The sequence below is a fragment of the Pontibacter liquoris genome (assembly GCF_022758235.1).
Classification (GTDB): Bacteria; Bacteroidota; Bacteroidia; order Cytophagales; family Hymenobacteraceae; genus Pontibacter; species Pontibacter liquoris.
In genome coordinates this window covers 503,313-517,860 of sequence record NZ_JALEBG010000003.1, presented here as the reverse complement: position 1 = coordinate 517,860, position 14,548 = coordinate 503,313, and the positions used below count along the sequence as shown (strand labels likewise).

At 52.2% G+C, this 14,548-nt stretch carries 14 protein-coding genes; 8 read left to right on the top strand and 6 right to left on the bottom strand.

What is annotated here, in order from left to right; all coding sequences use genetic code 11:
- Positions 1–380 precede the first annotated feature (380 nt).
- The 6 genes from secDF to LWL52_RS19085 all read right to left on the bottom strand — a co-directional run bounded on the left by secDF (position 381) and on the right by LWL52_RS19085 (position 6,763).
- Positions 381–3,374, bottom strand: coding sequence for a protein translocase subunit SecDF (gene secDF / locus LWL52_RS19110; RefSeq protein WP_242923364.1), 2,994 nt, complete (start codon positions 3,372–3,374; stop codon positions 381–383).
- A gap of 170 nt (positions 3,375–3,544) precedes the next feature.
- Entirely contained in the window at positions 3,545–3,913 is a 369-nt protein-coding gene (locus tag LWL52_RS19105) for an RNA methyltransferase (RefSeq protein WP_242923361.1), read from the bottom strand.
- Positions 3,914–3,955: 42 nt separating this feature from the next.
- Positions 3,956–4,648: a potassium channel family protein gene (locus LWL52_RS19100; RefSeq protein WP_242923359.1), complete on the bottom strand. Its 693-nt coding sequence runs from the start codon at positions 4,646–4,648 to the stop codon at positions 3,956–3,958.
- Positions 4,645–5,265, bottom strand: a complete 621-nt coding sequence (udk, locus tag LWL52_RS19095; protein WP_242923357.1) for a uridine kinase — start codon at positions 5,263–5,265, stop codon at positions 4,645–4,647. The genes LWL52_RS19100 and udk overlap by 4 nt, the downstream gene beginning before the upstream one ends.
- Positions 5,266–5,347: 82 nt before the next feature.
- The gene (locus LWL52_RS19090; RefSeq protein WP_242923355.1) at positions 5,348–5,926 is read right to left on the bottom strand and encodes a non-canonical purine NTP diphosphatase; all 579 of its coding nucleotides are present in this window, start codon (positions 5,924–5,926) and stop codon (positions 5,348–5,350) included.
- 324 nt (positions 5,927–6,250) lie between these two features.
- Positions 6,251–6,763, bottom strand: coding sequence for a phosphoribosyltransferase family protein (locus tag LWL52_RS19085; protein ID WP_242923353.1), 513 nt, complete (start codon positions 6,761–6,763; stop codon positions 6,251–6,253).
- 179 nt (positions 6,764–6,942) lie between these two features.
- On the opposite strand from LWL52_RS19085, the gene LWL52_RS19080 reads away from it, so the two are divergent.
- The 8 genes from LWL52_RS19080 (at position 6,943) to LWL52_RS19045 (ending at position 14,542) form a co-directional block, all read left to right on the top strand.
- Positions 6,943–7,188: a type B 50S ribosomal protein L31 gene (locus LWL52_RS19080; protein ID WP_242923351.1), complete on the top strand. Its 246-nt coding sequence runs from the start codon at positions 6,943–6,945 to the stop codon at positions 7,186–7,188.
- 78 nt (positions 7,189–7,266) lie between these two features.
- Complete coding sequence (locus tag LWL52_RS19075) at positions 7,267–8,475, top strand: GlmU family protein (RefSeq protein ID WP_242923341.1); 1,209 nt, start codon at positions 7,267–7,269, stop codon at positions 8,473–8,475.
- 123 nt (positions 8,476–8,598) lie between these two features.
- Complete coding sequence (locus tag LWL52_RS19070; RefSeq protein ID WP_242923339.1) at positions 8,599–9,723, top strand: DNA polymerase III subunit; 1,125 nt, start codon at positions 8,599–8,601, stop codon at positions 9,721–9,723.
- Between the two features lie 97 nt (positions 9,724–9,820).
- Positions 9,821–10,774, top strand: a complete 954-nt coding sequence (hemC, locus tag LWL52_RS19065) for a hydroxymethylbilane synthase (RefSeq protein ID WP_242923338.1) — start codon at positions 9,821–9,823, stop codon at positions 10,772–10,774.
- A 211-nt stretch (positions 10,775–10,985) separates the two neighbouring features.
- The gene (locus tag LWL52_RS19060) at positions 10,986–11,636 is read left to right on the top strand and encodes a peptidylprolyl isomerase (protein ID WP_242923336.1); all 651 of its coding nucleotides are present in this window, start codon (positions 10,986–10,988) and stop codon (positions 11,634–11,636) included.
- A gap of 3 nt (positions 11,637–11,639) precedes the next feature.
- On the top strand, positions 11,640–12,557 hold the full coding sequence (locus tag LWL52_RS19055; RefSeq protein ID WP_242923334.1) for an SDR family oxidoreductase: 918 nt from the start codon (positions 11,640–11,642) through the stop codon (positions 12,555–12,557).
- A gap of 161 nt (positions 12,558–12,718) precedes the next feature.
- Positions 12,719–14,371, top strand: coding sequence for a sodium-dependent transporter (locus tag LWL52_RS19050; RefSeq protein WP_242923332.1), 1,653 nt, complete (start codon positions 12,719–12,721; stop codon positions 14,369–14,371).
- Between the two features lie 9 nt (positions 14,372–14,380).
- Positions 14,381–14,542 (top strand): hypothetical protein, encoded by a 162-nt coding sequence (locus tag LWL52_RS19045; protein WP_242923330.1) that lies wholly within the window; start codon positions 14,381–14,383, stop codon positions 14,540–14,542.
- Positions 14,543–14,548 lie beyond the last annotated feature (6 nt).

Below are 14,548 nucleotides of genomic sequence, written 5' to 3'. Positions count from 1 at the left end.
TGCTGATCTGCGACTTTCAGGATGTGAAAAAGAAAGAGCCTGGTTTACAAAAGTAAGTATTAGCATTATGGCATCTGTGGATGTTTAACACCTCCCTACCCTCCTCAAGGAGGGAGTCTGTAATTGCTAATTTACAAGTATAAGCTCTGTTGGTTTGGGCTGTTGCGAAAGGAGTCACTCCCTTTCTCATGCTGTCATCTCGACGCAAGGAGAGATCTGTTACTCATTCTTGGAAGTGTTTTGAACAGATTTTTCCTGTCATTTCAAAGACAGTTGCCTTTTAGCTTTTGGGAGTTGCCTGCCTGCACCTGCTACTAAACAAAAAAGCCCGGAGCTACTGCCCCGGGCTTTTTTGTTTATACTTGAAAAACTGCTTATGCTTAGTGCGCTACTTTAGCACTGGCAACCGGCGTTTCTTCTTCTTTCATCGTATCTACCACAATCGGTGATGCAATAAACAGGGAAGAGTAAGTACCGAACACCACACCGATTAGCATCGCGAACGAGAAACCGCGCAGCACTTCGCCCCCGAAGATGAAGAGCACCAGCACTACCAGGAACACGGTAGAAGAGGTGATGATGGTACGGCTGAAGGTACTGATCAGGGCCGGGTTCACCACATCACGCACGCGCAGGCGTGGGTTATCGTGCATATACTCGCGGATACGGTCGAAGATTACCACGGTATCATTGATAGAGAAACCAATAATGGTCAGGATCGCCGCGATAAATACCTGATCGATCTCAAATGAGAAACCAAATAGGTCACAGATAGAGAAAATGGCAATGATCATCAGCGCATCGTGCAGCAAGGCCACCACACCGCCCAAACTGAACTGCCACTTCCGGAATCGGATCATCACGTAGATAAAGATACCGGCCAGCGCAAGCACTAATGCAATCAGCGCTGTGTTCTGAATATCATCGGCAATACTGGCGCCAACTTTAGAGGTACTCAGGATTTGTGGGTTGAGGTTGCTGTATTGCTGCAAACCCGTCATTAAGGCTGCTTTTACCTGCTGGTCTGCTTCAGTGCTCTCGTCATTTGCCAGCCAGCTGGTCGTAATCTTCAGGCGGTTAGAGGCGCCGAAGGTTTTTACTTCTGTTCCTTCGTTTTTAAAGTCGTCTACTAGTGCCGTACGTACGCCGGTAGCCGGAACAGCCTGGTCAAAGCTAACTATGTATGAGCGGCCGCCCGTAAAATCTACTCCCAGGTTAGGACCGCCTTTTATGGCCATTGCCACAAATCCCAGTACAATAATAGTAGTAGAGAAGATGTAGGCTGGTTTACGCCATTTCAGCACATCAAAGTTCACATTGCGGAACATGTTGTCTGCCAGCGCGGTAGAGAAGGAAAGCTTCTTGCCGTTTTTGAAAGTTGCCTCAATGAAAAGTCGGGAGATGAATACCGCTGTAAAGAAAGAGGTCACGATACCGATCATCAGCGTAATGGCAAAGCCTTTTACAGGGCCTGAACCGAAGAAGTACAGGATAAAGCCTACCAGGAAGGTGGTTACGTTGGCATCAAAAATGGTCATGAACGCATGGTCGTAGCCTTTGTTGATCACCTCGCGCATGCTCAGCCCTTTGGCGGCTTCCTCGCGCATACGCTCAAAAATCAGTACGTTGGCATCAACAGCCATACCCAGCGTGAGCACGATACCGGCGATACCAGGCAAGGTAAGGGCAGCACCAAATTGTGCCAGCACACCCAGGATGAAGAATACGTTGAAGATCAGAGCCAAGTCGGCAATAAAACCGCCACGGCTGTAGTAAGCGATCATGAATATCACCACCAGCAGCAAGCCGGCAACAGTAGAGATCAGACCCTGGTTAATGGCTTCCTGACCCAGTGACGGACCCACTACGGCCTCTTCTACAATGCGGGTAGGCGCTGGCATTTTACCGGCTTTCAGAATGTTGGCAAGGTCCTGCGCTTCTTCAATGGTAAAGTTACCAGTGATAGAAGAGTTACCACCTGTAATCTCGCCCTGTACAACCGGGGCAGAGTATACATAGTTGTCGAGTACGATAGCAACCTGGCGGCCTACGTTCTCACCTGTCAGGCGGGCCCATTTCTTGGCGCCTGTCGGGCTCATGGTCATGGTAATTTCCGGACGGCCGTTCTGGTCATAGTCCTGGCGGGCATCGTTGATCACGTCGCCACCCATCGGGGCTTTGCCGCCACGACCTTTCTTAATGGCATAGAACTCTACAAACTGCTGCTTGTTGTCGCCTGTGATCGGCTTCACGCTCCACAAAAACTTCATGTTTGGAGGGAAGATGGCGCGTACTTCTGCACGCTCAAAAATGTCATTGATACGGGCTGTGTCGCGAACGTTCGCGCCAAGGCCACCAGGCATCTGCGTGAACAGGCTGGCCAGCACACCGGTTTGGGCTGTCTGGGCCGAGTCGAGTGTGGCAGTGTCGGTTTTAGGTTTGGTATCAGCAGCGGCAAGAGCGGCTGTATCGCCACCGGCTGACGCCTGAGCCAGCACATCCTGAGCTGTGTCGTTTTTGGCAGCAGCGGCAGCCAGAGCATCATCCTGCTTGGCCGGTTTGTTGTCGGCTTTGGCTACGTTCAGTTTGCCGGCCTGCTGCTGCTTGGTCAGGTACTCGTTCAGCTGCATGAAGTATGGGCTATACTCCTGTGGCGACCATACTTCCCAGAACTCCAGGTTAGCCATACCTTGCAACAGGTTACGCACGCGGTCCGGGTTGTCAATGCCTGGCAACTCGATCTGTATACGGCCCGAGCCTTTCAGGCGCTGGATGTTGGGCTGGTTCACACCAAACTTGTCGATACGGGTGCGCAGGATGTTGAAAGAACGCTCGATGGCATCTTCCACTTCCTTGTCTATCACGGAGATCACCTCGTCGTTGCTGGACTCATAGCTGATCTTGCCACGGTTAGCTGTGTTGGAGAAGATGCGGCTCAGTTTGCCGTTTGGCTCTATCTGGCGGTAAGCTTCGCCGAAAAGCGTGGTAAAGCTTTCCTGGCTGTTCTTCTGCAGCTCCTGGGCACGGGCCAGTGCTTTCAAAAAGTTCGGGTCTTTGCTGTTGCCCGACATGGATTTAATGATCTCTACCGGCGATACTTCCAGCACCACGTGCATGCCGCCTTTTAGGTCGAGGCCAAGGCCGAGCTCGTTCTCCTTTACTTCCTGGTAGGTGTAGTTCAGAAACACCGGCTCTTTCCATACCGAGTCGAGGTAGGCTTGTTTTTTGGACATGTCTACAATGCCCTGGGCGTTGGTGGCGTAAGCTTCTGCTTTGTTCTGCACGCTGCGCGCCACAAACGAAAATGACAGGTAGTACAGGCACAACGCCGATACAATCACTGTCAGAACGATGATAATGGATTTATTCCGCATTTTTGGTTTATAAAAATGTATTAAAGAAAGTAAGTGACAATTCAGAACACGCCATACCTGCTTCTTAGGCAACTATAAAGTATACCTAAGCCGTTCCTGCAAAACAAAATTTTTACAGAAATCGAGCGGTTAGCTGTGGTAAAAAATAAAGGAGGGAGAGAATAGTGCTGCTACGGAGCGTTGGGCTGTATGGTAACCGGGAATAGCTGAGCTACAAAACCAGTGCCCGCCGGCACAGCCGAACTGGCCGTTAAAGCCTCGTCGGTAGGGACGGCAAAGTCGGGCAGGGGAAGCGGTTTTAGGGCTTGTTGCAGGTTTAAGGCCACAAAAGAGGTGGTTGCCTCCAACGAAACCGTCTGCTTTACCAGGGTTCTCTTTTCGTTTTTCTGCGTTGTACCGGCCTCCGCCTGCTGCTGTGGCTGGGGGGCTGCATGGCTATAGCCAACAACCTCGTGCCCGTTGAGCATCAAAGCCCAAAGCAGTGTGAGCGACACCAAAAGATGTCTGACGAAGCTGGATATGGTAGTGGTACGCGGCATGTGGAAAACAAATGTAACGGGAATTATTTAAAAAAGAAATCCCTAGCGGTTTATATCTATAAACCGCTTTACATCCTGCTTCTTGCCGATAAGTATCAAAATATCAGTAGGGTAGATAACCGTATCGGCTTTGGGTACGCCAATGATGTGCTCTACCTGGGTAGGCTTGCCATCCTGGATCTCCTCGAAAAAGCGCTTGATGGTGATCATGTTGATGTTATACTTCTCGCGGAGCGAGATCTTGACCAGGCTCTTGTTGGCAATGCCTTTCGGGGCATTGATCTCGACGATCTCGTAATTATCGGGCAGGGGCAGAAAGGTACGGATACTGGGCTGCAGCAGGCGTTCGGCCACGGTTTTGCCTACTTCGCCCTCCGGCGAGAGGATCTCCTGCACGCCCAGCTTTTCGAGGATACGGTGCTGCTGTTTGTTAGAAGCCCGCGTAATCACGCGTTTGATGTTGAGTTCCAGCAGGTTTGCGGCCGTAATCAGCAAGGCTTCAAAGTCTTCGCCTATGGCTACTACCACCGCGTCCATGTCCTGCACGTTCTGGGCTTCCAGCGCCCGGATGTCGGTGGCATCCAGGGCCACGGCATAGGCTACTTCGTCCTTTATATCTTCCACATGCTCGGGATCGTTGTCGATAGCCAGCACCTCGGCGCCGCGTTCTGCCAGTGTCCGGGCAATGGAGTTGCCAAAAACACCCAATCCAATTACCGCAAACTTATGCCTCATACCTTTATTTTTGTGTTAAGGAACGTGGTGAGTACCTCCAGGCCCTTTTCAAAGTTGTTATTGTTGGGGATAATGAGATCAGCGTCGTTCTTGTACGGCTTGATGTATTTCTCGTAGGTAGGCGCTACGTGGTTGGTGTAGCGGTACAGCACATCGTCCAGGTCGTAGCCCCGCTCTACCTTGTCACGCACGATACGGCGCTGCAGTTTGATGTACTCCTTGGCATCAATGTATACCTTCAGGTCCAGCAGGCGGGCGATCTCCTCAAAGTAAAAAACAAAGATGCCCTCTACCACCACAATAGGCGCCGGCCGGAACTCGAGCTGCTTTGGCACTACGTTGGGGTTGTTAAACGTATACTCGGTGCGGTAAACGGTCTGGCCCTGGCTCACTTTCAGAATATCCTGTGCGTAGGCTTCGTCGTCGATGCAGGAAGGAAGATCAAAATTGATCACCCCGTTCGGGTCAGTGGCCTGGTGCTCGCGGGCTTTGTAATAATTGTCCTGCGAGATGAGGCACACGTTCTCGGGCGCGAACGAAGTGAGGAGCTTGTTCAAAAAAGTAGTTTTTCCTGAAGCACTGCCTCCTGTAATCCCGACGATAAATGGCTTTTGCATTGGAGCTATGGTTTCAGACTACAAAATTAGGCTTTTCAGCCGGAAGTGGCCAAAGCCGGGCACAATTAATTTGCGCGGGTGCCTACAGGGCTTTAAGAAAGGCCACCAGTTGCTGCACGGCGCGGCCGCGGTGGCTGATGGCATTTTTTGCTTCAGCACTCATTTCAGCAAAGGTGCGGTCGTGGCCTTCGGGAATAAAAACCGGGTCGTAGCCAAAGCCTTTGTTGCCTTGCCAGTTGTCGGTAATGGTGCCTTCCACGATGCCTTCGAACTGGTGCTGTGCGCCATCCAGTATGAGGGTGATGCTGGTGCGAAAGCGGGCCCTGCGGTTTAGCTTGCCATCGAGGTTGTGCAGCAGCAGGTTAATGTTGTCTGCATCGGAGCGTTGCGGGCCGGCATAGCGGGCCGAGTAAACGCCAGGCGCTCCCTGCAGGGCTTCCACTTCCAGGCCGGTATCGTCGGCAAAGCAGCTCACGTGGTAATTGTCCCAGATATAAGCGGCCTTTTGTAGCGAGTTGCCTTCCAGCGTATCCTGTTCCTCGGGCAGTTCCTCGTGGCAGTCAATGTCCTGCAGGCTCAGCAGGGTATAGGTGCCTTCCAGCATCTGGCTCACTTCGGCTAACTTATACTTGTTGTTGGTGGCAAAGCAAAGCTGTTTCATGTGTTGTTGTTTGTTGCGCGTTATTCGTTAATCGGAAGTATGGCGGTTTTGATTGTTGATTGTTGAATTGTTGATTGTTAAATAAGCTCTGAGGTCTCACATAGGATCTTCCGAATTTGTAATCCGTTTTATACTTCCGAACGGCTCTGAAAGCATACTATGATCAGAGTGTAAATCACGGTAGCAACCTTTTCCGGATTACAAACTCACAAGAGCAACGTAAAAAACTGCCAAAGCGCATATTTGCCAGATTGTCGGAGGAGTATCTCCGAACCAACCATTTAATCATCCAGCAATTCAACAATCAACAACCAGCAATTATACTTAATGCAGGTAGGCCCCGAATTCCTCTTCGCGCAGCACCACCTGTACGTGCTCGCGCAGGGTGGTGGCCAGCGAGTAGCCAGTATAGGTGGCCGCTACCGGGTATAAGGTATGGTGGCGGTTCACAAGTGTGGCTACTTCCAGCTTGCGGGGGTTAAGCGGTAAAAGGGCATTCAAGGTATAAGCCAGTGTTTTGCCTGTGTTCAGCACGTCGTCTACCAGCACCACCACTTTGCCGTCGAGCTCGGTTTGCGCCGGCTCCAGGGCTGCGGGCATGGTCAGTGGCGAGGCTTTGTCCAGCGTTACTGAAAGCAGTTGTACTTTTATGGGCGCTATTTCGGCCAGCTTGCGGGCCAGCAGCCCGGCCAGGGTATAGCCGTTTGGCTGGATGCCGGCCAGCACGAGCTCCTGCTCTTTAAAGTTGTGCTCGTAAATCTCGTATGCCATGCGCGTGAGCTTTTGCTCGATCTGGGCCTGATCCAGTATGCGGGTCTGGTGGTTTGGTGTCGTCATAAAAGGAGGCTGTGGTTGCCCACCTGTCCGGGCGAGTGGGTAGGCAAATTTAACAAGATATTTGGACCTCGGGACGTTTGCAGCCGTAAAATAATTTGGGACATAGCGTTTTACTTTCAGAAAATCTTTTTAAATTTGCAGTCCGAAAGAGAAATTAAGGTTAATTAACGTTTATACTAATGAAACAAGGCATTCACCCAGAATACAGAGAGGTGGTTTTTCAGGATACTTCCAGTGATTACAAGTTCATTACCCGTTCTACCATGAACTCGAATGAGACAATTACGATGGAAGACGGCAAAGAATATCCTGTGATCAAAGTAGAAGTTTCTTCTGCTTCGCACCCTTTCTACACCGGTAAAAACATTTTCTTGGATACTGCTGGTCGTGTGGAGAAATTCAACAAGCGTTATCAGAAAAAATAAGCGGATATTTCCGGTTAAAACGTTTCAAAAAAGAGGTCTTCCCGAAATTATCGGGAAGACTTTTTTATTTTTGCCTTTATGAACGTCATTCTCTTCTGTGATCCGGTGCTGCAGCAAAACCTGTTGCCCTTTACCTTTACCCGCCCTGTAGCGGAAATTCGGGTAGGCATTCTTACTATTGCCGAAAAATGGGGACACAGCGCCGGCGCGTCGGTGTCTTACCTCACCCGGCCTTATTTGCAGCAAAAGTATGCACTGCAGCATAGCACACAGAACTTCTACGTGAACGGGGCCTTGCTACCCACGCCGGAGCTAATAGCCGAGATCCGATCGCTGAAGCTGGGAGAAGCCCTGTTTAGCGGTAATACGCTGCTGGCCCTGAATGGCGATAATCTGAACCTGCATTCCTACAACGACCTGCTGGCCAGTGCTACTAACAGCCGCCGCGAGTGTGTGGCTGACCCCCGGCTGGTAGGCGAAGTATGGGAGATATTTGGGCAGAACGGCGAGCAGATCCGAAGTGATTTTGCGCTGCTGACAGCCGGGCGAAAAAGTCAGCCTGTAAATGATAAGTATACAGCCGTATATGGCGAGGACAATATCTTTATAGAAGAGGGCGCCAAAATCAGGGCAGCGGTGCTGAATGCCGAGGATGGGCCCATCTACATTGGCCGAAATGCCCAAGTGCAGGAAGGCGCGCTTATCCGCGGGCCGTTTGCGCTCTGTGAGGGCAGCCAGGTAAGTATGGGAGGCAAAATGCGCAGCGATACCACCATCGGGCCTTTCTCCAAAGTAGGGGGCGAGGTGAGCAACTCCGTTATTTTCGGCTACTCCAGCAAAGGCCACGATGGGTTTCTGGGCAATTCGGTGCTGGGCGAGTGGTGCAATTTAGGGGCCGATACCAATACCTCTAACCTGAAGAACAACTACGCCAACGTTAAGATCTGGAACTATGCCAAAGGCGGCTTTAAAGATACCGGGCGGCAGTTCTGTGGCCTGATTATGGGCGACCACAGCAAGTGCGGCATCAACACCATGTTTAATACCGGTACGGTGGTGGGCGTGAGCGCCAATATTTTCGGTTCCGGTTTCCCGCGTAATTTTATACCTTCGTTTAGCTGGGGCGGCAATGCCGGTTTCGAAACGTACCAGCTGCGTAAGGTGTTTGAAGTAGCCGAGAAAGTAATGGAGCGCCGCAATAAACCCCTGGACGAGACCGAAAAAGCGATCCTGACCGACGTCTTCAACCAAACGCAACAGTACCGCGTGTGGGACGCCAAAGCGTAGCCTTTTAGACAAAAGACTATTGGACAAAAGACTATTAGATAAAGGACACAAACAGAGAAGTCCTTCGTCTTTTGTCAAAGAGTCAACTCGTAATTCTTAATTCATAATTCGTAATTAAACAAAGTGCAGTTCTCACAGATCATAGGCCATCAGGAAACAAAGCAGCTGCTGCTCCAGTCGGTGCAGCAGAACCACGTGGCGCATGCGCAGCTGTTTCTGGGGCAGGAGGGCAGTGCCAACCTGGCACTGGCGCTGGCCTATGCCACCTACATTAACTGCGAGGCCAAGCAGCCCCACGATTCATGTGGAACGTGCGGCAGCTGCGTGAAAATGAACAAGCTGGTGCACCCGGATTTCAACTTTGTGATGCCGGTTACGACCACCAAAACCGTAAGCAAGGAGGCGCTGAGCCAGAAGTTCATAAACGAATGGCGCGCGTTTATACTTGCCAGCCCATACCAGGGCCTTAACGAGTGGATGCAGTACATCGGCGCTGAGAACAAGCAGGGTAACATTTCCAAAGAGGAAAGCCGCCAGTTGGTAAAGCTGGTCTCGCTGAAGGCGTTTGAGGGCGACTATAAAATTGTGGTGATCTGGCTGCCCGAGCTGATGCATCCGGTGGCAGCCAATGCGCTGCTTAAGTTGCTGGAAGAGCCGCCGGCCAAAACGCTGTTCCTGCTCGTCTCGCAATCAGCCGAAAAGCTGCTGGCCACCATTACTTCGCGTACCCAGATCGTGCAGGTGCGGAATTATACCGAAGCCGAGGTGGTCACTTACCTGCAGCAAACCTTTAACACCGACCAGAACACAGCCAACCAGATCGCGCAGCTCGCCGAAGGTAACCTGAATGCGGCCGCCAAGCTCACCTCCGAGATCAGTAGCGATTACTTTGCCTTCTTTCTGGAGTGGATGCGCTATTGCTACAGCTATAAGTTTGGAGAGGTGATCGAGATGAGCGAGAAGTTCCAGACGCTGGGCCGCGAGAACCAGAAAAACTTTCTGCTTTATGCGCTTAACCTGTTCCGCAAAGTGATGCTGTACGGCGTGGATGCGTCGCTGATCTCGTTTCTGCCGCCGGCCGAGCTGGACTTTGTACAGAAATTCTCTAAGATTATTACTGACGCCAATGCCGGCCAGCTAGCCGACGAACTGAACCAGGCACATTATCATATCGAGCGGAATGCCAACCCAAAAATGGTGTTTGTAGACAGCTCCATCCAGATGGCGGGCTATATGCGCGGCCTTTAATTCATCGTTGTTCGCTTAGCGTTGCCCGTTCATTTTTTGTGAATGGCTGGCGCACCGGATAAGGAACAACGCAAAACGACTAACGAAATAGAATCTCATGCAAAACGATATAAAGAACACGACCATTCGTATTGGCACCCGGGGCAGCAAACTGGCCCTGTGGCAGGCCGAAGCCGTGGCAGAACAGCTGCAGGCCGCCGGCTTTAAAACCGAGCTGGTGATCATCAGCACCAAAGGCGACCAGGTATTGGATAAATCGCTGGATAAGATCGGCTCGAAAGGTGTTTTTACTGAAGAACTGGAAGTAAGCCTGCGCGAGGGAAGTATAGAAGTGGCCGTGCACAGCGCCAAAGACGTACAGTCGTCTATTCCGGAAGACCTGGAGCTGATCGCTTTTATGGAGCGGGAGAAGGTGAACGACGTGCTGCTGTCCTATAACCCCGATTTTACTTTAACGCCGGAGAGCACTGCCATGATCGGTACCTCGTCTACGCGCCGCAAAGCGCTGCTTAAAAAGTATTACCCGGGCGTTGCCACGGCCGAGTCGCGGGGCAACCTGCAAACGCGCCTGCGCAAGCTCGAAGAAGGACAGTTTGAAGCTTTGCTGCTGGCTTACGCCGGCGTGGTGCGCATGGGCTACGACCACCTGATCGTGCATACCTTTCCGGTAGAGGAGTTTGTGCCCGCCGCTGGGCAGGGGAGCGTAGCCATTGAGTGCGCCAGGAGCCTGGATGCTGATCTGAAAAAAGGACTCAAACAAGCCCTCAACCACACCGATACGCATATCTGCCTGCTGGCCGAGCGCGCGTTTCTGCGCACCATGGAAGGCGGCTGCAGCATCCCCTCTTTTGCGCTGGCCCACCTGACCGAGCACGGCGTAAGTATAACCGGCGGCATAGTGAGCCTGGACGGGCAAACGCTGCTGAAGGAAACGTTGGCCGGCCCTACCGTGATGGCCGAGGAACTGGGCGAAAGCTTGGCAAATACGATCCTGGTAAACGGAGGCGACGCGATATTGCGAAGTATAAAAGCAATGCGGGGCGAAGTATAACGCAATTCTCCCTGCCTGATGAAATCCCCGTGTGGCCGAAAAAAGCGCTGCACGGGGATTTTGTTTTTAGCCCAGCCTGGGGCGCAAAAACAGCCGTTGCCAGCAAATCAATTGGGTATCCGCTATAAAATCACCCCTGAAAGTGCTAAGTTTGGGAAACAGCCTGGTATAGGCACAAAAGAATTCGAATCATAAAACAGGTTATTGACAGATGAAACTGCTCAAAAGTATAGCCCTGGCCGTGGCATTGGCTGCCATGGCGCCGGCAGCCGTAATGGCCCAGAAAGTAAAAGGAAAAGACCAGCTCATCAGCATCTCCACGCCGCAGGGAGAAATTAAACTGGTGCTGTTTGAGGATACGCCCCAGCACCGCGACAACTTTCTGAAGCTGGCCCGAGAAGGCTTTTACAACGGCACCACGTTCCACCGCGTGATCGACGGCTTTATGATTCAGGGCGGAGACCCCAACACCAAGGATGCCGATCCGGCCAACGATGGCACCGGAAACCCTGGCTACACGGTGCCGGCCGAGATAAAACCTGAACACAAGCATGTATGGGGCGCCGTAGCGGCCGCACGGCAGGGCGATTTTGCCAACCCCACGCGCGCCAGCAGCGGCTCGCAGTTTTACATGGTGCAGAACCACGAAGGCACGCCCATGCTGGATGAAGCCTACACCGTTTTCGGGCAGGTGGTGGATGGCTTGGAGGTGATCGATAAAATTGCGCAGTTACCCAAAGACGGCCGCGACAAACCGCTGAGCGAGGTGAAGATGACGGTAAAGGTGGAGCAGGTAAAGAAAAAGAAGATCGCCAAGAAGTATAAGTATAACTACGCCACGCAATCGCTGGATAAGAAGTAAGCCATGAAACGAATACTGATTACGGGTGCTAACGGGCTGCTGGGCCAGAAACTGGCCCAACTGCTGCTGCCTCAGCAGGACGTAGTCTTGCTGGCTACCAGCCGGGGAGAAAACAAATTGGCCCAGGTGCTGCCCACCCTGCCATTCCAAAGTATGGACGTGACAAACCCGCAGCAAATAGACGAAGTGGTGAGTGCATTCCGCCCCACGCACATTATCCACACGGCCGCTATGACGAATGTGGACGAGTGCGAAAGTAACCAGGCAGGCGCCCTGCTGCTGAACCGCGATGCGGTAGCGAACCTGGTAGCGGCCTGCGAAAAGTATAACGTGCACCTGATCCACGTATCCACCGACTTTATATTTGATGGCGAAAACGGCCCCTATACCGAGGAGGCCAAAGCCCGCCCTGTAAATTTTTACGGCGAGACCAAGCTGCAGGCAGAAGAGATCGTGAAAAAGGCACGCTGCAAATGGGCTATCCTGCGCACCGTGCTGGTGTATGGGGTTGTGCACGATTACGGGCGCAGCAACATTGTGCTCTGGGTGCGCGACAGCCTGCAGGCCGGCAAAGTAATTAAAGTGGTGACAGACCAGCTGCGCACCCCCACTTTGGCCGAGGACCTGGCCATGGGCTGCTGGCTGGCTGCCAAACACGATGCGCAGGGCATTTACAACATCTCCGGCAGCGAAACACTCACCCCCTATGACATGGCCCTGCAGGTGGCCGATCACTTCGGGCTGGATAAAGCGTTGATAGACAAAGCCAGTGCGGCCACTTTTTCGCAGCCAGCCAGGCGCCCGCTGCGCACCGGTTTCGACATCAGCAAAGCACAGAACGAGCTCGGATATCAGCCCCATACTTTCCGGGAAGGCATCCGACTAGTGGCCACGCAGGCAGCAGCGCAACCCGGTCTGTAAACAGCCAAAGCCCTTCGGTAGGGAGGCTTCTAACAGGCCGTAATATTATAAATATACGATTTTTAATGGCACTGTCGGAAGCTTTGCCTATATTAGAAACTTTAAATTCATCATACCAGCTACAACCAATCCAACTAAACTAAACACTTCTACCTTATTTTATGAGTGCTAACAAAGAATCATGGGGCTCCCGCATGGGTCTCATTCTTGCCATGGCCGGCAATGCGGTAGGTCTCGGAAACTTCTTGCGATTTCCGGTGCAGGCAGTGCAAAACGGCGGCGGTGCCTTCATCATCCCTTATCTTATCTGCTTTCTGGTCATGGGGATTCCCCTCCTCTGGATCGAATGGTCTATGGGCCGCTTCGGGGGCAAGTTCGGGCACCATTCCACTCCTTTTATTGTGGATACCATGCACAAAAACCGCCTGTGGAAGTATATCGGCGTGTTTGGCATCTGGACTAACATTGCCGTGGCTGCCTACTATTGCTACATCGAGTCCTGGACCCTTTCTTATATGCTCCACTCAGTGGTGGGCACTTTTAAAGGGATGGACCAGGAGGCTGTGGCCGCTTTCTTTAATTCGTATGTCAGCATAGGGGATTCCACGCTGGGTATTCCGCTGGAGCCTATTTTCTTTTATGTGCTTTGCCTGTTCCTGAATACGTACATACTCTCGCGCGGACTTGCAGGCGGGGTGGAGCGTGTAGCCAAAGTAGGTATGCCCCTGCTGATCCTATTCGGAATTTTCCTGGCCTATAAAGGCGTAACTATTACGGCGGGTGTGGATGGCGCCATCAACGACAGCGCGGTTGGCCTTAACTTCCTCTGGACGCCAAACTACGACAAGCTGTGGTCTCCCAGCGTGTGGCTGGCTGCTGCCGGGCAGATCTTCTTCACCTTGTCGGTCGGAATGGGCACGGTGCAATGCTACGCTTCTTATGTGCGCTCTAAAGACGATATCGCCCTGAACGCTATGTCCGCAGGCTGGATGAACGAGTTTGTGGAAGTGGTGCTGGGCGCTGCCATTGTGATCCCGATCTCAATCGGTTACCTGGGCATCGATCGCGTAACGGAACTGGTGCAGCTGGGCGGCCTCGGGCTGGCCTTTAAAACGTTGCCCTACCTGTTCCTGCAGTGGGGGGATGTGCTGGGTGCCATTTCCGGCGTGATGTGGTTCGGACTGCTGTTCTTTGCAGGCATTACCTCCTCGCTGGCCATGGGCACGCCTTGGATGGGCTTTATGCAGGACGAATTTAACTGGAAACGAAATACCGCTGCCTGGTCGTTTGGCCTGGTGGTGCTGTTGCTGGGTTTACCCACGGTGCTGTTCTTTAAGTATGGCGTGTTCGACGAGTATGATTACTGGGCTGGAACCGTGTCGCTGGTTGTGTTTGCTTTATTCGAGACCATCCTGTTTGCCTGGGTGTTCGGTATGAAGAAAGGCTGGCGCGAAATCACCTCTGGCGCCGACATCAAAGTGCCTAATATCTACAAGTTCATCATCAAGTTTATTACGCCGCCGTTGCTGCTGTGGGTGTTTATTGGCTCGCTGATTACCCCAAAAGGTGGCGACTGGGGCAAAGCCCTTGCCGGCAACTGGGAACTGGATGATAGCTCCATCATCAAGAAAATAATGAACAGCAGTTTGAAAGACCAACTGGCAGCAGCTACCGATCCGGCGCAGATACAGCATCTGCAGGATACGCTGTTCTATACCAACGCCTCGCGTATTCTGCTGGTGGGCGTGTGGCTGGCCATTGCGCTGCTGGTGTATATTGCGTATAAGAAAAGAGTTAGGGAAGGAAAAATTTAAAAAGCTGCTATGAACACATCTGCCCTTATGGTGATGGTCCTGACCATCACGTTGGTTACCGGACTGACAATATTCTTTTTTACCAAGGTGTTAAGCACGCCTCCGAAGCCCGAGCCGGATTCATACCTGGATAACGACGACGAACCGGACCGCCAGCAACCAGCCCGCTAGGCTAAC